At 46.6% G+C, this 19,163-nt stretch carries 18 protein-coding genes; 13 read left to right on the forward strand and 5 right to left on the reverse strand.

Annotation, left to right across the window (positions count from 1 at the left end; translation table 11 throughout):
* Positions 1-123 precede the first annotated feature (123 nt).
* Positions 124-1,395: a threonine--tRNA ligase gene (thrS, locus tag F0265_RS02905; RefSeq protein WP_301338218.1), complete on the forward strand. Its 1,272-nt coding sequence runs from the start codon at positions 124-126 to the stop codon at positions 1,393-1,395.
* A gap of 61 nt (positions 1,396-1,456) precedes the next feature.
* Here thrS and norR read toward each other — a convergent pair whose 3' ends face one another.
* The gene (gene norR / locus F0265_RS02910; protein WP_171747682.1) at positions 1,457-2,986 is read right to left on the reverse strand and encodes a nitric oxide reductase transcriptional regulator NorR; all 1,530 of its coding nucleotides are present in this window, start codon (positions 2,984-2,986) and stop codon (positions 1,457-1,459) included.
* Positions 2,987-3,095: 109 nt separating this feature from the next.
* Entirely contained in the window at positions 3,096-4,034 is a 939-nt protein-coding gene (locus tag F0265_RS02915) for a helix-turn-helix domain-containing protein (protein WP_095559792.1), read from the reverse strand.
* Positions 4,035-4,155: 121 nt separating this feature from the next.
* Here F0265_RS02915 and F0265_RS02920 point away from each other — a divergent pair, with 121 nt between their 5' ends.
* The 8 genes from F0265_RS02920 to F0265_RS02955 all read left to right on the forward strand — a co-directional run bounded on the left by F0265_RS02920 (position 4,156) and on the right by F0265_RS02955 (position 9,425).
* On the forward strand, positions 4,156-4,569 hold the full coding sequence (locus F0265_RS02920) for a rhodanese-like domain-containing protein (protein ID WP_171747683.1): 414 nt from the start codon (positions 4,156-4,158) through the stop codon (positions 4,567-4,569).
* Entirely contained in the window at positions 4,560-5,162 is a 603-nt protein-coding gene (locus tag F0265_RS02925) for a glutathione S-transferase N-terminal domain-containing protein (RefSeq protein WP_171747684.1), read from the forward strand. Before F0265_RS02920 ends, F0265_RS02925 begins: the two co-directional genes overlap by 10 nt.
* Before the next feature lie 123 nt (positions 5,163-5,285).
* Complete coding sequence (locus F0265_RS02930) at positions 5,286-5,468, forward strand: hypothetical protein (RefSeq protein ID WP_006961513.1); 183 nt, start codon at positions 5,286-5,288, stop codon at positions 5,466-5,468.
* Positions 5,469-5,477: 9 nt separating this feature from the next.
* On the forward strand, positions 5,478-6,695 hold the full coding sequence (locus F0265_RS02935; protein WP_171747685.1) for an MFS transporter: 1,218 nt from the start codon (positions 5,478-5,480) through the stop codon (positions 6,693-6,695).
* A gap of 184 nt (positions 6,696-6,879) precedes the next feature.
* A complete protein-coding gene (locus F0265_RS02940; RefSeq protein WP_171747686.1) occupies positions 6,880-7,608 on the forward strand; it encodes a sulfite exporter TauE/SafE family protein in 729 nt (242 codons plus the stop codon).
* 40 nt (positions 7,609-7,648) lie between these two features.
* Positions 7,649-7,942 (forward strand): antibiotic biosynthesis monooxygenase, encoded by a 294-nt coding sequence (locus F0265_RS02945; RefSeq protein WP_171747687.1) that lies wholly within the window; start codon positions 7,649-7,651, stop codon positions 7,940-7,942.
* A 28-nt stretch (positions 7,943-7,970) separates the two neighbouring features.
* Entirely contained in the window at positions 7,971-8,396 is a 426-nt protein-coding gene (locus tag F0265_RS02950) for a YccF domain-containing protein (RefSeq protein WP_006961507.1), read from the forward strand.
* Between the two features lie 258 nt (positions 8,397-8,654).
* Positions 8,655-9,425: a transporter substrate-binding domain-containing protein gene (locus F0265_RS02955; protein WP_253809285.1), complete on the forward strand. Its 771-nt coding sequence runs from the start codon at positions 8,655-8,657 to the stop codon at positions 9,423-9,425.
* Positions 9,426-9,456: 31 nt separating this feature from the next.
* Here F0265_RS02955 and F0265_RS02960 read toward each other — a convergent pair whose 3' ends face one another.
* Together F0265_RS02960 and hisC are read right to left on the reverse strand one after the other, a co-directional pair.
* Positions 9,457-10,230: an ABC transporter substrate-binding protein gene (locus F0265_RS02960; RefSeq protein ID WP_171747689.1), complete on the reverse strand. Its 774-nt coding sequence runs from the start codon at positions 10,228-10,230 to the stop codon at positions 9,457-9,459.
* Positions 10,214-11,332, reverse strand: coding sequence for a histidinol-phosphate transaminase (gene hisC / locus F0265_RS02965; protein WP_171747690.1), 1,119 nt, complete (start codon positions 11,330-11,332; stop codon positions 10,214-10,216). The genes F0265_RS02960 and hisC overlap by 17 nt, the downstream gene beginning before the upstream one ends.
* 157 nt (positions 11,333-11,489) lie before the next feature.
* On the opposite strand from hisC, the gene F0265_RS02970 reads away from it, so the two are divergent.
* Positions 11,490-12,365, forward strand: a complete 876-nt coding sequence (locus tag F0265_RS02970) for a LysR family transcriptional regulator (RefSeq protein ID WP_043009919.1) — start codon at positions 11,490-11,492, stop codon at positions 12,363-12,365.
* 8 nt (positions 12,366-12,373) lie between these two features.
* Positions 12,374-13,354, forward strand: a complete 981-nt coding sequence (locus F0265_RS02975; protein ID WP_171747691.1) for a ribonuclease Z — start codon at positions 12,374-12,376, stop codon at positions 13,352-13,354.
* On the opposite strand, the gene F0265_RS02980 is transcribed toward F0265_RS02975, so the two are convergent.
* Positions 13,332-15,032: an ABC transporter substrate-binding protein gene (locus F0265_RS02980; RefSeq protein ID WP_171747692.1), complete on the reverse strand. Its 1,701-nt coding sequence runs from the start codon at positions 15,030-15,032 to the stop codon at positions 13,332-13,334. The genes F0265_RS02975 and F0265_RS02980 overlap by 23 nt on opposite strands.
* Positions 15,033-15,122: 90 nt before the next feature.
* On the opposite strand from F0265_RS02980, the gene F0265_RS02985 reads away from it, so the two are divergent.
* Together F0265_RS02985 and F0265_RS02990 are read left to right on the forward strand one after the other, a co-directional pair.
* The gene (locus tag F0265_RS02985; RefSeq protein WP_171747693.1) at positions 15,123-16,334 is read left to right on the forward strand and encodes an MFS transporter; all 1,212 of its coding nucleotides are present in this window, start codon (positions 15,123-15,125) and stop codon (positions 16,332-16,334) included.
* Between the two features lie 447 nt (positions 16,335-16,781).
* A complete protein-coding gene (locus F0265_RS02990) occupies positions 16,782-19,121 on the forward strand; it encodes a M4 family metallopeptidase (RefSeq protein WP_171747694.1) in 2,340 nt (779 codons plus the stop codon).
* Positions 19,122-19,163: the final 42 nt, after the last annotated feature.

Raw genomic sequence — 19,163 nt, forward strand, 5'->3', positions numbered from 1 at the left:
ATTGATTTGTTCAAACGCTAATCAAACCACTACCACCACGAGATTGCTCGGGGGGTAGTTTTTCACGTCTTTAAAAAAACCTCTGAGCGAATTCGTCGCCAGAGGTTTTTTTATACCTTGGTTTTGCTTTTCGCTCAGAACACACACAAGGAAAATGATATGAAAACTCATCGCGAAATTGCAGAACAACTAGATTTATTTCACTCTGAGCCTCAGGCGCCGGGGATGATTTTTTGGCACCCGAATGGCTGGCGATTATTTCAGACTATTCAAGATCATATGAGACGTGTATATCGTCAAAATGGCTTTCAGGAGGTCAATACACCTATCTTTATGAAGCAAGAGTTGTGGCAGACTTCAGGCCACATTGACATGTTCGCTGACAATATGTTTTTTGGTGGTAGTTCGGATGAGAAAAGTGGGTATGTGCTGAAGCCAATGTCATGCCCTGCCCATATTCTGATGTACAAACGAGGGGTTCACAGTCACAGAGACTTGCCGCTGAAGCTGTTTGAGTTCGGACTGGTGCATCGAAATGAAGCATCGGGTTCACTGAATGGCTGTTTACGAGCTCGTCAGTTTACTCAGGATGATGCACACGTCTTCTGTCGATGGTCGCAAGCTGAAGAGGAAATTTGTCGATTTCTGCAACGCGCAAAGCAAGTGTATGGTGATTATGGCTACCGAGAGCTGGGAGTAAAAGTGTCGACTAAGCCAGAAAAAGCACTAGGGTCAGATGAGCATTGGTCGAGAGCCCAAGTGCTGTTAGCCTCCGCTTGTGAGCATGAAGGGTTACAAGCAGAATTTCAGCCGGGAGAAGGGGCTTTCTATGGGCCTAAGATCGAGCTGTCACTGATGGATTCTATGGGACGCAGCTGGCAATGCGGCACAATTCAATTCGACTTCAATTTAGCCGAGCGGTTTGACGTTCAGTACACTAATGAGCAAGGAGAATTTGAAGCCCCTGTTATTATGCACCAAGCAATGTACGGCTCTATTGAACGTTGGATTGGTGTGTTGCTGGAATCGTCTCAAGGACACCTTCCTGATTGGCTGCATCCTATGCCAGTTGCCATTGCGTCGGTGAGTGAATCTGATCATAACTTCACTCGCCAGCTTGAAGCAGTTTGCATCGCGCAGGATATCCCTGTGTCGGTTGATCTCAGCTCGAGCTCAGTAGGGCGCAAACTCAAGCGATTCCATAAGCTCAGGATACCCTATGTACTGGTAGTGGGAGACAAAGAGCGAGCTAACAACAGCCTGGCGATAAAATGTCGTGAGGACGGGACAATTATTCAGGTAGCTGTTGATGAACTCATTGTTTATCTCAAGGAAAAACTAAGACAATCACACCAGAAAGGAGGCTGTTCGGAGGCGACACTTTCTTTGGCTTAGTCTTGTTAGACGGTTGTGAGAGATCAGGTAGGCCTGCGGGCCTACCTATGTGTTATTGAACTTAGGCTTCAACACCCAGCTTTTTCCCCATTCGGTACAAATTGCCGCGATCCATTTGTAGAAATTCCGCCGCTTTCGACCATGTCCGGTTCGATTTTTCCAGAGCGTGAACAATCAGGTCTTTCTGGTAAGACTCAACGAGATCTCTCATTCCTTGGCTACTTTGCGGCAGGTAGTGTGATGTGCTTTTTACATCCGCATTCTCAAAGCCTCCGTCAAAGTGATTGAGGTGAATGATCTGCTGTTGACCCTGAATGGCTCTTAACGCCGCCCGGGTTAGCGTGTGCTCCAGCTCTCTGACATTACCGGGCCAGTTCTGTTTTTCCAAAAGCACCAAGGCTTTGGGGTGTAAATGCAGGTTCGGAATGTTGAACTGGCTGCGAACTTTTTCCAGAAGGTAGCCCGCAAGAACAGGTATATCACCTTCGCGTTTACGCAGCGCTGGAACGGAAATTGGGAACACATTTAGACGGTGGAACAGGTCAGCGCGAAACTGTCCTTGTTCGACTTCATTTTCCAGTGAACGGTTCGTTGCCGCAATGATTCTGACATTGACCAGTAAATGCTTGTCACTACCCACACGTTGCAGCTCACCTTGCTGAATCACACGCAGCAGCTTCGCTTGCAGAACTAAAGGTAGCTCTCCCAATTCATCAAGAAAAATGGTGCCGCCATCAGCCAGCTCGAATTTACCTGCTCGTGAGCTGTTGGCTCCGGTAAAGGCGCCTTTGACATGGCCAAACAACTCACTTTCTGCCAAGCCTTCAGGTAAAGCCGCGCAGTTGACGTAAATCATTGGTTTGTCTCGGCGGCTTGATTGTGCGTGGACGCTGTGAGCCACCAACTCTTTCCCTACACCCGTTTCACCTGTGATTAGTACGGCATAATCTGATTGAGCGACGGTGGCGATATTAGTTCTAAGCTGCTGAATTTGAGGGCTAAGGCCGACCATCTCCCCCTGCTTTGAGCGGGCTTGCTGAATCAGGGTTTGGGTGACAGAGCGCTGTTTGCGATTTTGTGCTTTGAGCGCTTTAATTTGACCAATATTGCGTAACGTGGCAGCCGCCAGTGCTGCGAACGTTTCAATGGTCATTGGTTCTATGGCGTCAAACGCACCGATGTTGAGCGAATCCAGAGTCAGTATGCCGACCAGTTGCCCATCCACGTATAAGCTGCAACCAAGACAGTCATGCACATCTAGCTCAGCCTCTTCGCTGAGTAGTACACCACTAAAGGGATCCGGTAGCTCACAATCGGCGCTAAACCGAACCGGTTGCTTGCTCGCCATGATCGCTTCCAGCCTCGGGTGTGCTTGAGGGAAAAATCGCCGACCAAGGACGCTGGTGGACAAGCCTTTCACCGCAACGGGGGTGAGAAATCCATCCTGATCCAAAATGAATAGCGCGCTGGCGTCGCAAGGAAATACCCGATCAATACCATCAATCAAATGCTGATACTGGGCTTCGCTGTTGAGGTTGGAACTCAGGTTGAGGGCTATTTCCAATAGCACCTGATTCATTTTTGCATCCATAGCTGACTTCGGTAGTGAACGACGTCAGCCATGCTATCAGCGCGTTGTCGTTTTCACATCGTCACAAAGGATAGAAACGCCATACGTTTGATTAAGGTCAATTTCTCTCTCAGTTTTGACCAAACTGTGCTCTGTACTTCTGCGGCGAAACGCCCACCAAGCGGCGAAAATGATGGCGCATGGTGACGGCGTTATCAAACCCTGCTTGGTTAGCCAATTGTTCGATTGGTAGGGACTCGGTTTCCAGCAACCCTTTTGCCCTTTCGATGCGCTGTTGGATTAGCCATTCTTTAGGGGAAAGGCTGAAACTGGCGCGAAATTTACGATCAAAAGTACGTCGAGACATGCTGGCTTGTTGAGCCCAGTCTTCGACAGTGATGGCTTTATCCAGATTCGCAGACGCCCAGGCGATAGCTTGTGAAAATGTCCCCGGAACTTTGAGCATGGGTGTTTCAACAAACTGCGCTTGTCCGCCTGTTCGGTGGGAAGATATGACCAGCCTTTTCGCGACCTGATTGGCAATCTGATAGCCGTAGTCGTGACGGATAATCGCCAGACCAAGGTCGAGGGCAGATGCACTTCCAGCTGAACAACCAATCTGTCCATCTAATACGTAAAGTACATCTTTCTGGTATTCGACATCGGGGAACTGCTCACGAAATGCGTTTTCATACATCCAGTGTGTGGTGGCTTTACGTCCTTTAAGCAGTCCGAGTTTCCCAAGTAAAAAAGAGCCTGAACAGAGCGACAAAACGCGTTTACCATCAGCGACAAACTGACGAATCTCGCGCTGAATCAGGGGAGGAATCGCGTAGTCTCCAGTCGGCCAGCCGGGAATGATCAATGTGTGGTAACTCTTTAAACTATCTACGAATTTCGTCCTGAGAGTAACACCGCCTGTGCTGTCAAAATCTTTGTTCTCCATATTAATTATCTCGCAGTCATACCAAGGATCGAACTCTGGTCGAGGCAAGGCAAACAGTTCTGCAGCGCAGGACATTTCAAACAAGGTGATGTGAGAGTGGGCAAGAATGGCAACTTTGATCATCTGGAAACTCGTTAGTGAGCGATAGTCTTTGGCTGATTATTATCGAATATTGACTTTTAGGCCAGTGTTGAGTCGCTCATTTCAACGCAATAATGATTCAAAAGACAAACAAGGAGACGTTATGACAACTGCAGTAACTAGAGTTCCAGCCGCCAGTAGTGAGCGTGCGTTGGCGCATTTCAGTCGGCTATTGGAGTTTGAAACAGACTGCTGGGATGTTCATCATGCCATCAGCAATGATCGTATGGATTTTGTGTTGCTTGATGTCAGAGGAGAAGAGCTGTTTGCGCAAGGACACGTGAAGGGAGCGATTAACATTCCTCACCCGAGGTTGAATGAAAAGAGCCTGAGCGCCTTTCCACCAGACACACAGTTTGTGGTGTATTGTGCGGGGCCACACTGTAATGGCACCGAGAAGGCGGCCATTCGTTTGGCAAAACTTGGTAGACCTGTGAAAAAAATGATTGGTGGAGTCACTGGTTGGCTTGATGAAGGGTTTGATCTGGTTAAAAAGGAGGTTGAAACATGCGTTTAATTGTTGGAACAGATTCTACGTGGTCTTTGCGCGCTTGGATATGTGCTTACATTGCAGGAATAGAGATGGAAACTCAGGTGATCGATCTAACGAAACCTGAGGCGAAAGAACAGCTTAAACTGATGTCTCCGACAGGGCTCGTACCAGCACTCACTACGGATAACAACTGTGTAATCCATGATTCGCTTGCTATTAGTGAGTATTTAAACGAGCTATCGGGAGGGAAATTGTTACCTCAAAGCGAGTCTCAACGAGCAGAAGCACGGAGTTTATGCTGTGAAATGCACTCAGGTTTTGTTGTATTGAGAACGTATTGCTCGTTTACTCTGGCTAAACCGGATGTTGACTCACTTCCTATGCAAGAGCTGTCGTCTGAACTAACGCGTATCAACACCATTTTTGCCAAGGCTCGGCTGCCGTTTATGTACGATGAGCCGACCATGGTTGACGCCTTCTATGCGATATTAGCTTACCGGCTTGAGAGTTACGGCCTTTCTCTTCAAGGCAAAGCGGCGGACTACCAAAGAAGCTTGCTTGAGTGGCACGGATTGACCAGTGCGATTGAAGCCGCCACAGAGTGGCGTAACGGGTGATTGAGGAATCTACAATGGCTCTATGATTAACATGCATAGAGTCATTGTAAAAATGTCATTTGAGTCATAAAGAGAGGCTCAATACACTTCGCGCTCTTTATTTTCTTGCTGAGACTATGAATTATGTTTTCTCAATCACTTTTTGCTCAGCTTGTGAGAATGACGGTATTGCTTTGCCTAACTCTGTTGGCCGTCCATCAGTCCCCGCGTCTGATGGAACTGTTAGCCGAGCAGGCCATCAATAGCGGTTGCCACCAGCAAAGTCACGATATGTCCGGTGACCATTCTCATCATCACCATCATTAGGGTAAGTTCATGAGCATTTTCCGTTTTCCAGCAATGGTCTGGTTAGGTATCGCCATTTTGGTTATCTGCCTGGGTATCAGACAATCATTTGGCATCTTCATGATGCCAGTTTCCGATTACTTTCAAACAGGACGCGAATTTTTCAGCTTTGCTATTGCGCTGCAAAATTTGCTGTTTGGTGTCTTTCAGCCGTTTGTCGGTATGGCTGCCGACCGATTTGGTGCTAAACGCATCATCATTGCAGGAGCTATCGCGTATGGCGTCGGCCTGTATTTGACCTCTATCGCTGTCGAACCTTCAACACTTTATTGGACACTTGGTGTTCTCGTTGGTTTGGGCCTGAGCGCAACCAGCTATGTCATCGTTCTTGGCGCGGTTGCTAAAGTTGTCCCAGCTGAGCACGCAGCAAAAGCGTTTGGCTTGACCACTGCCGCAGGTTCTTTTGGTATGTTTGCTATGATTCCCGGAGCGCAGATGCTGCTGAGTGATCTGGGGTGGCAAGGGGCTCTTCAGGGCTTTGCTATGCTTTGCTCAACAATGATCGCGTTTGCATTGTTTATGCGAGCACCGAAAACTGCGGCCAGCCAAGGAAACTCTGCCAGTGAAACAAAGGAAGATAATTTAACGCTTAAGCAGGCGTTAAGAGAGGCGTTTTCTCATAGAGGCTATTGGCTGATCCATCTTGGTTTCTTCGTTTGCGGCTTCCATGTGATGTTCATTGCGACGCACCTACCTAGCTATTTGGCAGACAAACAGTTACCAGCCTCAACGGCTGCGATGGCACTTGCCTACGTCGGGGTTTTCAATATCTTCGGCTCTTACTTTTGGGGATTGATGGGCGATAAATTCAGCAAACGCCATGTGATGTCGGCGCTGTATCTGATGCGTACCATGGTGATTGGCGCATTTGTGACGTTGCCAGTTACTGAGCATACTGCAGTGATATTTGGTGCGGCCATTGGTTTTTGTTGGCTAGGTACCGTGCCATTGACGTCTGGCTTAGTGAGGCAGATCTTTGGTGCTAAGTATCTGTCGACGCTTTATGGGCTGGTCTTTTTCACTCATCAGGTCGGTAGCTTCTTAGGCGCTTGGGCTGGTGGCCGTATTTACGATTACTACGGTTCTTATGAGCCCATTTGGTGGTCAACAGTTGTTCTCGCGTTTGCTGCGGCGATTATTCACCTGCCAATCAACGACAAGCCTGTTCGACGCCTAGCGACTGCCTGACGCCTTCATCTAGGGAACATGACCAATAATGACTGAGCTTGCAGGCTCGGTCATTGGCGGACGCCTTATTTCGATAAGCTATTATTGTCAAAGATATGTGAAGAAAATGGCATATCAAATGTAATAAATAGTCTGCTTAATAAGTATATGATAGAGCGTATTATTTCTTATATTCTCTTTTGATATGTTTTCTGAATGGATAACAACAGAGGCATTGATTGCTGCCTTTCTGATCTTTCTTGGCTCCTTCGTTCAGACAGCGATCGGTTTTGGTTTAGCTATTGTTGCCGCACCGCTACTGTTCCTTGTCTCGCCAGATTATGTCCCCGCGCCCATCTGTTTGGTTGCTCTCTATATCTCAATTCTTAATGCGTTAAAGCATAGAGACAGTGTAGAAATTGGTGGGCTTAAAATGGCGTTAATTGGCCGTGTCCCTGGCTCCGTTGCGGGTGGCGTGCTGCTGGTGATGGTATCGACCGACTTGTTGGCACTCTGGCTTGGTCTGTTGGTGCTGTTTGCTGTCGCAGTAAGCCTACTTCCTTTTCGTATTGAACCAACACCAACTCGCATGGGCGTTGCCGGTTTCTTTTCTGGCTTCTTCGGCACCAGTTCAGGTATTGGTGGACCGCCGATGGCTTTGTTGTTACAACATCAGGAAGCGAATCAGTTGAGAGGCAATTTGTCGGCCTTTTTTGTATTCAGCTCAATCATTTCGTTGATTATCCAAATGCCGGCGGGCTTTTTGACGACGCACCATCTGTGGATCAGTATTCCGCTTCTTCCTGCTGCGTGGCTGGGTTATAAACTCGCTTTAGCAACGACTCAATCTCTACCCAAAGAGAAGATTCGTCTTGGAGCATTGATGCTGTGTACCGTCAGTGGTGCGACGGCAGTCTGGCAGGGTTTGGCATAAGTCATTTTTATTGATGTTCATCTTAGGTTAAGGAAAAACCATGATACTAGAAGTCGCAATTCTGGATGTGAAACCAGATATGGAGAAAGATTTTGAGCAAAACTTTGCAAAAGCTCAGGCCATTATTTCAAGCATGAAAGGCTATGTTTCACACCAGTTGCAACGTTGTATTGAAAATCCAGGGCGCTATATTTTGCTAGTGAACTGGCAAACATTGGAAGACCATGAAATCGGATTCAGACAATCTGCTGAGTACCAGGAATGGAAAGCACTTTTACATCAGTTTTATGATCCATTCCCGACCGTAGAACACTATGAGAGTGTGTTCGGTTAAGGTTTTCTAAAAGGAGAAACAACAGGTTATGAGAACGATAGGTAATATAATTTGGTTTTTGCTGGGCGGCGTAGTCATGGGCCTGATGTGGTGGTTCTTCGGCCTGCTGGCTTTCATCAGTATCGTTGGTATTCCATGGGGACGCGCCTGTTTTGTAATGGGTAATTTTTCCTTCTTCCCATTTGGTCAGGAAGCGATTGCCAGAGATGAGCTGACCAATGAAATGGATATTGGAACCAGCCCGCTTGGTCTGGTCGGCAACGTCATTTGGTTTGTGTTTGCAGGTATCTGGTTAGCGATAGGCCACATCTTGTCAGCGGTGGCGTGTTTTGTGACCATCATAGGTATTCCATTTGCTATTCAGCACCTCAAACTGGCGTACATCTCGCTGGCTCCGATTGGTAAAACCGTGGTGCCTAAAGAGCAAGCAGCAATGGCAAGATATTCTAAATAATGAAAGCCCCAATAGGGGCTTTTCTTTTGTCCGTCAATTATTAAGCAGCTTCAGCCTAGTTCGGAAAGGCTAGTCAGAAATTCTTCTATCTCCTCCAATAAAAGAGACAGCGTCACCCGACAAATTGGACCTGTATGACATTGACCCGACATAATTGTCATTTATAGTAGTGCGCTAAATTTGCTGCTAAAAAAATAGAATAAACATTCAATGCTGCGCTGGATAACAAAGATAAAAACCGTCCTCTGCGCGTCAAGTTTGATCGTATCCACTGCCAGCTACGCGCATCCCCACGCCGTGGAACTGGAACTCTACACTCAGGAATTTCCGCCGCTTCAGGTGGAAGTGGATGGTGTGGCAGAAGGTTATGTGGTCAAATTTGTCGAAGCTGTGGTACAAGACGCTGCTCAATCCCTGCCGATGGAAATTCATCAGGTGCACTTCACGCCGTGGAAACGGGCAATGCGGATTACACAAAATCGCGAGAACGCCTTGTTCTTCTCGGTGTCGCGTACGCCAGTCAGAGAGGACAAATTTCATTGGATTGGCGAAGTCTCACCCTACGAAGTCGGGATCTACCGACATATTAATGGACCTAAATTCGAAACGGATGAGCTGCAGGCGCTCAAAGGCTATCGTTTTGGCGCACAAACCGAGGGTTCGTTTGAAGAGTTGATCCAGTCTCTGGGTTTTGAGCGGATTATCCCAGTTAACTACGGTAAGGATGCGATTCGTTTGCTGCGTGCGAATCGGGTCGACTACGCGCCTTTGGTGAGGGTTAGCTACCCATATCGGATGGAGCAATACGGCTTTGACCCCGATAATTTTGTCGAAGTCATGAAAGTAAAGCAATTGTGCAAAGCGCTGTGGTTAGTTACGGGTAAACAAACGTCACCGGAGGTGGTGAGTGCATTGACTCAAAGTTTTGAGGCGTTGAAAAAACAAGGGAAACTGGCGGCTTTGATTGACGCCTACCAACCGGATAGCGCCGTGATGCTTCGTTATCGAAAACAGGCGGCTAAGCGATAAAAAAAGGGCCTGAATACAGGCCCGAATGGATTTACAGCTCTTCGCCGTAGATGTCAAAAGAGAAGTACTTTTTCGCAATCTTGTCATACGTACCGTTGGCGCGAATGGCGACAATGGCTTTATTGAATTTCTCAGCCAATGCTTTGTCGTTCTGGCGTAATGCCAGCGCTGTTCCTTCGCCTATGTAGGCTTTGTCGGTAACAGGCTTGCCGACAAACTTGAACCCTTGACCAATGTCTTTGGCCAGAAACGCTAACGCTAGCTGATCGGAATTACCAAAAGTCAGATCCAAGCGACCATTTACCATATCAATGTAGACTTCATCCTGACCGGTATAACGTTTGATCTCTGCGACGTCACCGAACTTGTCCGTCACGTAGCGATCGTGAATTGTGCCACCTTGAACACCGATGACTTTGTCTTTCATCCCTTGCGCTGAAATGTCGACCTTAGCGTCCGTCGCTGTGACAAAACGAGCCGGAGTCTGGTAATACTTGTTGGTAAACAACACACGCTTTTTGCGCTCTTCTGTTATTCGCATCGAAGCCATGATGACATCCGATTTTCGTGCCAGTAGGCTCGGAATGAGTGAGTCCCAGTTTTGAGCGACCCAAGTACATTCCAGTTCGGCTTCAGCACACAGTGCGTCGGCAATTTCGATGTCGAACCCTGTCGGGTTGCCGCTTTGATCTTTGTAGTTAAACGGCGGGTAAGTGAAGTCGGATGCCAGACGTACTTGCTTTGCAAAAGTGGGTGCAGACAGAAGGGCAGCAGTACAAGCAATGACACTAAGCACTTTTTTCATGTTCGAAATCCTTATCTTCGTTTTTCGTTGATACTGGGTCAGCGAAGTGGCTAATGATGGTAGCGACTTCCTGCATAGATTCTTGTGAGCCAATCGTGATTCTCACGCAGTGTTTCAGGCTCGGTTCATGTGATTGATTGCGGGTGACAATTCCAGCTTTAAGCAAGTAGTTGAACAGATCGACATCAGGTCGAGTGCGAATCAGCACGAAGTTGGTGGAAGAAGGGTAGACCTTCTCAATCCAGCTTAATGACTGGATCTGGTCAACAAACCAATTTTTAGTTGCGATCAACTGTTGGGTACTTTGTGTCACTTTGGCCAACCCTTCTGGACTCAGTGCGTTTAACACGATCTCGGCTGAACTGTCTGGCATTGGGTAAGGGGGAACCATTTTATATAGGTAGTTCATCACGGATGTATCAGCGATGATGAAGCCACAGCGCACTGCCGCAAGGCCAAAGGCTTTAGAGAGAGTACGAATAACAACCAGATTAGGGTATTGCTCGATTAAGCTGACAACGCTTTCTTCAAGTTCAAACTCAATGTATGCCTCGTCCACGACAATCAACGCCTGGTCTTGCGTTTGGTCGAGAACAGACAGTACATCTTGTCGACTCAGCATCTGGCCTGTCGGGTTATTGGGTGAACAAAGAAACACCAAGTTTGCCGACTCTGCCGCTTTCACAACACCGTCCACATCCAGAGCAAAATCCGGCGCAAGCAAAGGGACGTCAATGGTTTCAACGGCAAGTGAATCAGCACAAAATTCATACATCGCATACGTAGGGCTACAGATAGCGATACGGCTTTTACCCGGCTGGCAGAAAGTGCGCACGAGAAGGTCAATGGCTTCATCAGCGCCTCTCACTGCGAGAACGGGCTTTTGGGTGTGGCAGTAATCCTGATAAGCGCAAGCGATGTCCTGAGGCAAAAAGTCAGGGTAACGATGGTAAGCATTTTGTTGGTCACTGAAATGCAGTGGTTGCTCTAACTCGTTGGCGTTGAGCCACAGTCGACCAGAACCTCCAATTCGCCGTGCGGATTGATAAGGTATTAATTTTTTTATGTTATCTGGTGCAATCTTGTCTGCCAGTGATGCCATTTCAATATTCCTTTACTGCATAATTAATCGAATAGAAATCAAATTAATAACTAGAATTTCTTATTTGATAAAAATGTAGTCAAAAACCTATTTGAGTAGAATCGAAATAAAGGCATACTAGCTATGCAAAAAATGCATAGTTAGTATGGTGGTAATGATGCGCTTACCTTCGACGAAAAACTTACAGGCATTCTTGGCAACCGCCGAATACCTTAACCTGACCCACGCCGCAGAGTCGCTCAACATGACGCAAGGCGCGGTCAGCCGGCAGATTCAGTCTCTCGAATCTTTGATGGGGGTGAGCCTGTTTTATCGCCGTGCCCGAGGGCTCGCCTTGACGCCTGAAGGGAGTATGTTCATTCCACTCGCGCAGGACATCATCAAGCGCTTACAACGCTCAGTCAGAGAAGTGTCTGAAAGTGCCAACCGTGTGAAACTTCTGGCACCAAGCTGTATTACCACCTGGTTACTGGCGCGCTTAGCTAATTTTCAGCAAGCCAATCCTGAAGTGAATGTCGAACTGACTTCAACCACTAAGCACCAGTTTCATCCGGACTTTGATAGTTTTGATATGGTGATCGTTTATGGTAAGCCAGTGCGAAGTAAGCAGGTTTCCCAAACCTTGTTGTTTGATGAAATTCTCGCGCCCGTTTGTTCTCCTCAGTTGTGGTCACAGTTCGTTGAGCCAGATGAATCTCTACACGACAATTTGGTTAATCGCTTTACTTGGTTACATGCAAACCCAGAGCAGTCTGACTGGATGCTTTGGTGCAACAGTTGTGACGAATCTACACTTAAAGGAAAAGGGAATCAGACGTTTGCTACGTTAGATCAGGCGATGAACGCGGCTCAGCAGGGGTTTGGGATGACCGTGGGGGACGTGACCTTAGCGGAGCAGGATATAAAGTCAAATCGCTTGCTCTGCCCGTTTGATAAACGTATCCGATCTGGCAATAGTTACTTTTTGCTTTCGGCTAATCAAGAGCCGAATGAATCGGTCAAAGCGTTATCTGACTGGCTGGAGCAACAATAAGGTAAGTTATGGAAATCTGTGTATTAGGGACGTCATCAGGCACACCGACCAAAGCCAGAAATGTCTCTGCAACGGCCGTGATGGAAAGCAAGGGCAAAGGCTGGTTTCTGGTTGATTGTGGTGAAGCTACCCAACACCAATTGCTGCATACGCCTTTGTCTCTCAATTACCTTAAGGCGATTTTCATTACTCACTTACATGGTGATCATTGCTATGGTTTACCGGGATTACTTGCCAGCGCTGGTATGAATCGTCGTTCAGACCCATTAATCATTATTGCACCGAAAGGAATTCGAGAGTGGCTTGAAGCGACAATGCAATTTACTAAACTTCACCTGCCTTACGAGCTTCAGTTTATCTCTGCTGAATCTTTACCCTCAATGACGATCGGCCAATTCACCATTTCATTGTGTGAATTAGAGCATCGCGTGCCTTCCTTCGCCTATTGTTTTACCGAAAGTACGATTAAAGCCTATCTAGATTTTGACAAGCTGGCACAGCAAGGTGTTCCTAGAGGTCCGCTATGGGGGCAATTAGTCAAAGGGCAAAATGTCGAACATGAAGGCAAAACGCTGATCAGCGAAAAGTTCACCTACTTAGAACACGGGCCAAGAAAGCTTGTTATCGCCGGTGACAATGCCGATCCTGAGTTGCTCAAGCACTTATGTGAAGAGTGCCATTTGCTGGTACATGAGTCGACTTATGCCGAAGCTTTCGCCAAACAGGCGAAAGAGTTTGGCCATAGCTACGGAAAGTTGGTTGCGGAGTTTGCCGAAGTCGCTGGTATCCCTAACTTGATTCTCACCCATTTCAGCCCACGTTATCAGCTACACCCTGAAGCAGAGCTGTCAGTCGAGATTATTCGCTCAGAGGCTGAGCAGGTATACTCTGGCAACTTATTCCTTGCACAAGACTTACTGCGCTATCGAATCGACAAACAGGGTAAAGTGACGTTAGTCGATCCACCTATTTCATCACCACCTGATTGAAATCTATCCAGCCGTTAGCAAGCAGTGCAGGCGCTGTCACGGTGTCTGAGATATTGAGATCCTGCTTTACATGAAAGAGTGGTTGATAAATGCCTTTTCTGATTAAGCTTTTCTCAATCGTTTCAAACTGTTTGAGTCTCGTGGCTAGCTTGGGTTGGGCCATTGTTTCAGTACATTTCTGTTTGATCCAATGTTGCTCTTTATCGGTCAGGCAGGCGGTAAGAGCGCTGGTGTTAAATAGCCATCCCAACCAGGACATTTCAGTATCTTCACCGAACACTTCTCCACAAATGATGACATCCGCTTGGGATAAGGTGCTGAGTTGGTCAAACACGGGGTATTCATGAACGGTCAGTTTGGCATCTATGCCTAACTTTTCTAGCGTTTCGACCACTAGCCGAGCGGTTTCTATATGGATTGCAAGTTGGTAGGTGACGACAGAGAGAGGCGCTTCCGGCTTAGGGAGCGAACGTATATGTTCTGCAATTAAATCTAACGTTGATGATCTGAGTGACTCGGGAGAAGACACCATGCCGCTCGCTCCAGCGAGCACTTCGCACTGTTGTGATTGCGGCGCGCCCATATGAGATAAAACCTCTTGCAGCGCAGCCCGGTGAGCTCGTTTGGCCATCCATCCATTACGATTCACGTTGAATGTTGCGTAGACACAACCTTCCTCCCATTGATTTTGCGCACGGAAGCCAGATGCGTGTCCTTCACGTATGTGGCTGCCATGTACGACATGACTGTTTAGGTCAAAGTTTTTAGCTTTATCACCAATGTTCCAGATCTCAATGCCGTCTATCCAAGGTCTGAACCCGTGATAGTGTGGATTAACGGTCATCAGTGTTCGCCACTCAGTTTGCTCTTCTAAGCAGAATGGGCCAGTTCCGACGATTTTACCTTTGATTGCTTTGGTGATGCCCATAGCAGAGTGTGCCAGCAGTTTAGGCAGTAGACTCGGCATTGAATGGCTGACAAAGTGAATAGATAGGTCATCGATTACGACGACGTCATCGATAAATTCGAACAGAACTTTGCAACCAGCGTCTGAGCTCATCAATCGCTCAAAGTGAGCTTTGATATCCTGAGCCAGCAAAGGACTGCCGTCCTGAAATTTAAGCCCTTTGCGTAATGTTATTTCAAGTGTGTGGTCGCTCAGTTTCCATGAGTGTGCCAGATCGGCTTGTATATCGAGATTATCGGTATTGATGATAAGCAGATTGGCATACAGATAGCGTGCAAGGTGGATTTCTGTTCGCCGCGTGATCAGAACGGGATCTAGGCAATGGGTGCCGCGGTAGAAAGGGATCTTTAGTATATGTTTTGACCCATCTTTCGGCTGAAACTGAGCGAGATAGTTTTCCAAAAAATTATCACGATGTGAATCCTTGACCAGCAATAGAGCCTGCGCGACTTTTCCTTCTTCTAATAGACGAAAAGCTTGTTGCTCCAATCGTTCGTTTGGGCACTTCAATAGCTTTGCATTGGGTAATTTACCTCGGCCTACCCCCGGCTGCCACTCAAGGAAGCGTTCTTTAATCAATCGTTTAATGAGTAATTGGGCATTGCGTCTTGTGCAGTCCAGTGATTGGCTGAAATTGTCCAAGGACATTGGCCGCCACTGCTCAAACTGCAGATTATCACGGCAGAACGCGAGGGATTTCCAGTAACGCATAAAGGTGAAATTCCTTTTTCTTATTTCTATTTTTCTTCATCTTTTGATTCGGATAATAGTGGATTCTTATCAGGAAGAAAGGATTATTCGATGGAGACGTTATCTCACCCTCAAAATTCAGTGTGGAAAAATAGATCGTTTGTGGTGCTCTTTTCTAGCGCTTTGTTCGTGGCGTTTAGTGCACAGATTTATAATTTAGCATTGCCTTTGTTGGTGTATGAATTAACTCAGTCGTCTCAGATGATGGGCTGGATGCGAGCAGTTGAATTCCTACCTAACTTATTGCTGGCGCTGTTTATTGGTGTATGGATCGATAGAGTCGACAAAAAACGCTGGTCTCAAATGATGTTGTTAGGCCAGTTGCTGATGGTATTGAGTTGTTATTTTGCGGTGGAATGGTTGGATAATCCGCTCTGGGTTCTTTTTCCGTCGGCGTTTTTCATGATGGCGTGTAATTACGGCTATCACAATGCACGTATGGCGATGATGAAAAACGGTATTCCTCATGAACTGCAAAATACCGCTATTGCGCGTATGAGTTCGCTGAGTAGTTTTATGGAAACGGTCGGCCCGGTACTTTCTGGCGCGTTGATGCTCTTGTCAGCGATTCATAATGTATTTCTTGGAGTGGCAGCGATGCTGGTGTTGGCTTATTGGCAACTGGAAAAGTTGGCTTTAGTGAAGCCAGAGCCGAAACCTCACCCACCCGTACTAAAAGCATTGGCGGAAGGGTGGGCGATACTGCGTGCTGAAACCAATATGTGGTACATCACCTTGGCCGTGATGGTGATTAACACCACAGGTGCAATATTCTGGATTCAGTCGATCTTTTATGCGAAATCCACTCTCAGTCTGAATTCTGTTGAAGTGAGCTACTTGATTGCTGCTTCGGGTGTGGGTGGCTTATTGGGTTCATTTACCGCAGATAAAATACGTACCAAGTTTGGTTTAGGCCAGTTGTTGATTGCCTCAATTGCGTTGGAGGCGTTTGGTTTCCTTATTCCTCTGGTGCTTCCCGGAGTGTGGAGTCTGGTCTTTGCCTTTTTGTGGATCTCTGCAATTGGCTTATACAGCTCGATCTGTATCTGGAGTTACCGCCAGGAAGCGTTCGATGAGCAATGCCTCGGCAGGCTGACGGGCATTACAGGGTCGCTGTTTAAACTACTCATGCCGTTTGGTTTAGCGGCGTCAGGGTATATGGTTGTTAGTTTTGGTGAGCAAGCGGTGTTCGTTTCATGCTTTATACTTCAGCTCTTGGTCGCGCTAATATTATTATTCAGCCGAGTTCGATTTATTCAATAATCATCATTATTGTGTGGTTTGTATTTTGAATGCAGTCTTCTAATTACGTACTTATAAATATTATTTTACTCATTTACTTTTTAATGAATTTAATATTTAAATAAATATCCTTTTATGATGGCTTGTCATTTTAATTTCCTACTGCATTCAATAATTAACTGATTTTATTGATTGAATTGGAATTAGATAATTCTATCCATAATGGTTATTTGTATTATACAAATAACCATTATTCTTACCATGACGTTGTAATCTATATATTTAACACTATTTGATTTTCGGTTGAATTTAATTAGTTTATTTTATAATTGATAAAATAAATGCTATTCATACTGTGCACTTGTTTGGTTTATTAAATAATTATTAAGAATAATGAGTATTAATTCTAATTGTTAATGCTATGTTTCTCTGCGGCATTTATAAAATGCCACGATAAGGAGAATCATAATGAAAATAGCCAAGCGTTTTTTGGCAGTAGCCGTGGCGAGTGCGATGTCACTATCTGCACACGCCGGTGAGTCAGTTTATTTAAGCAAACCAATCAACTTTACATCATTTTCTGGGCTGAATTCTCAGCTTGGTGTCGACAATGCTTCCAGCTTCAAAATGGTAAAAGAAGTGAATCTGAAGAAGCGCGGCATCTACAAAGTTAAAGTCCAGCAAAACATCTGGGGAGTGCCTGTTTGGGGCCACTACCTAAACGCAACGCAAAGTGCCAAAGGCGGCGCCCTAAAAGCTGTTCAGGGCAAATACGTTAAGATGGCCGGCGTTGATCGTAAGTTCGTAAAACCTTCTTTAAACCGCGCACAAGCACTAGAGTTAGCGAGCAAAGATCTTAAAGCTGGTGTTGTCGCGAGCCCATCTTTAGCGAACGCCAAAGACGACCTTTATGTATATCAAGACGGTGATAAAACTCGTCTGATTTACGTAATCTCTTATCTGATTGAAGGTAAAGCACACCCATCGCGTCCGTTTACTATGCTGGATGCGCACAGCGGTGAAATCATCGACCGTTGGGAAGGTATTGCCCATGCCCAAATCGGTACTGGCCCTGGTGGTAACGAGAAAACGGGCCAATACGAATACGGTACCGATTACCACTATCTTGATGTGACGGAAAACGGCACTGAGTGTGTAATGGAATCCGATAACGTTGTGACTGTGGATCTAAACGGTGCAACATCAGGTACTACGCCTTATTCCTACGAATGTCCGCGCAACGAGCATAAAGAAATCAACGGTGCTTATTCACCACTGAACGATGCGCATTACTTCGGTAACGTTGTATTCGACATGTACAAAGATTGGTTTGATACTGCGCCGCTGACGTTCAAGCTGATGATGCGTGTTCACTACGGTAACGGCTACGAAAACGCCTTCTGGGATGGTCAGGCGATGACCTTCGGTGACGGTGAAAGTTACTTCTACCCATTGGTGAGTCTGGATGTTTCTGCGCACGAAGTCAGCCATGGTTTCACTGAGCAAAACTCAGGTCTTATCTACGCGAATCAATCTGGTGGTATGAATGAAGCCTTCTCAGATATCGCTGGTGAAGCCGCTGAATACTATATGAAAGGGACCAACGACTGGATGGTCGGTCGTGACATCTTCAAAGCAGACGGAGCACTACGCTACATGGACGATCCTTCACGTGACGGATCTTCTATCAACCACGCTTCTGATTACTACGACGGGTTGAATGTCCACTACAGCTCTGGTGTATTCAATAAAGCCTTCTACCACATCGCTACCACTCAGGGTTGGGATACTAAGAAAGCGTTTGAACTGTTTGTTCTGGCTAACCAGATCTACTGGGCAGAAGACAGTGACTTCTGGCAAGGTGCTTGTGGTGTGAAAAACGCAGCAGATGACCTAGGTTACAACTCAGAAGATGTCGTAGCAGCGTTTGGCGTTGTGGGTGTTGAGCCATGTGCAGAGCCACCGCTACCGCCAGAACCAGAGTATCAGCGTCTAGAAAACGGCCAAGCCGTTACTGTTGCTGGCGGTACAGGTTCGAAGACCTATTTCGACATCGAAGTGCCTGAAGGTAAAGATAAGCTAACAGTAGAACTTGGTGTTTCAACTGGTGACCCAGACATCTATGTTGGCCTTGACTATGCGCCAAGCTCGCAGGAAAACATCTGTAAGAGTGAGTCGGTGACTGATGAAGTTTGTGTCATCGAAAACCCAACGGCTGGTCGTTACACCGTCAACGTATTCGGTTACTCAGAATATGCTGATGCAAACCTGAAAGCATCGTTTTATTCAGGTAGCACCAACGTTCCACCAGTAGCGTCATTCGACCACGTTGTCACAGGCAAGAAAGTAGACCTGACTAGCACAAGTAGTGATAGTGATGGTGACATTGTTTCTTACCAATGGGACCTTGGTGACGGTAACTCTCAGTCAGGTGCAGTGGTTAGCCACACTTACGCGACAGCTGGTGATTACGTTGTGACTCTAACGGTTACGGACAATGCAGGTGCTGCGACGTCTACCAACAAGACCATCACAATTGAAGATGCGGCAACAGACGCGTTCCCACTTAAGCTGAAATTTGGTAACAAACAGCCTAACGGTAAAGCACGCGTTAAGCTGGCTTGGGAATACCTAACAGACGACTACTTTGTTGTGAAACGTAACGGCAAAGTGGTGGGTGCAACTGAATTTACTTCTTACGTCGATAAGTTCCGTCACAACGGCACGATTGATGTTGAGTACCAAGTATGTACCTCAGGTGACGTTTGTTCTGAGACGAAGCGCTACCGCTTCATCAAAGCCAACTAATCCATTCTAAAAACGACAGGGCTCCGAATGGAGCCCTGCTTT

Source organism: Vibrio sp. RE88 (assembly GCF_013113835.1).
GTDB lineage: Bacteria > Pseudomonadota > Gammaproteobacteria > Enterobacterales > Vibrionaceae > Vibrio.

Bases quoted from the DNA above. Each gene is read 5' to 3' on its own strand.
- norR (WP_171747682.1), bottom strand. From the start codon at position 2,986: ATGGATGCAAAAATGAATCAGGTGCTATTGGAAATAGCCCTCAACCTG.
- F0265_RS02915 (WP_095559792.1), bottom strand. From the start codon at position 4,034: ATGATCAAAGTTGCCATTCTTGCCCACTCTCACATCACCTTGTTTGAA.
- F0265_RS02920 (WP_171747683.1), top strand. From the start codon at position 4,156: ATGACAACTGCAGTAACTAGAGTTCCAGCCGCCAGTAGTGAGCGTGCG.
- F0265_RS02925 (WP_171747684.1), top strand. From the start codon at position 4,560: ATGCGTTTAATTGTTGGAACAGATTCTACGTGGTCTTTGCGCGCTTGG.
- F0265_RS02930 (WP_006961513.1), top strand. From the start codon at position 5,286: ATGTTTTCTCAATCACTTTTTGCTCAGCTTGTGAGAATGACGGTATTG.
- F0265_RS02935 (WP_171747685.1), top strand. From the start codon at position 5,478: ATGAGCATTTTCCGTTTTCCAGCAATGGTCTGGTTAGGTATCGCCATT.
- F0265_RS02940 (WP_171747686.1), top strand. From the start codon at position 6,880: ATGTTTTCTGAATGGATAACAACAGAGGCATTGATTGCTGCCTTTCTG.
- F0265_RS02945 (WP_171747687.1), top strand. From the start codon at position 7,649: ATGATACTAGAAGTCGCAATTCTGGATGTGAAACCAGATATGGAGAAA.
- F0265_RS02950 (WP_006961507.1), top strand. From the start codon at position 7,971: ATGAGAACGATAGGTAATATAATTTGGTTTTTGCTGGGCGGCGTAGTC.
- F0265_RS02960 (WP_171747689.1), bottom strand. From the start codon at position 10,230: ATGAAAAAAGTGCTTAGTGTCATTGCTTGTACTGCTGCCCTTCTGTCT.
- hisC (WP_171747690.1), bottom strand. From the start codon at position 11,332: ATGGCATCACTGGCAGACAAGATTGCACCAGATAACATAAAAAAATTA.
- F0265_RS02970 (WP_043009919.1), top strand. From the start codon at position 11,490: ATGCGCTTACCTTCGACGAAAAACTTACAGGCATTCTTGGCAACCGCC.
- F0265_RS02975 (WP_171747691.1), top strand. From the start codon at position 12,374: ATGGAAATCTGTGTATTAGGGACGTCATCAGGCACACCGACCAAAGCC.
- F0265_RS02980 (WP_171747692.1), bottom strand. From the start codon at position 15,032: ATGCGTTACTGGAAATCCCTCGCGTTCTGCCGTGATAATCTGCAGTTT.
- F0265_RS02985 (WP_171747693.1), top strand. From the start codon at position 15,123: ATGGAGACGTTATCTCACCCTCAAAATTCAGTGTGGAAAAATAGATCG.
- F0265_RS02990 (WP_171747694.1), top strand. From the start codon at position 16,782: ATGAAAATAGCCAAGCGTTTTTTGGCAGTAGCCGTGGCGAGTGCGATG.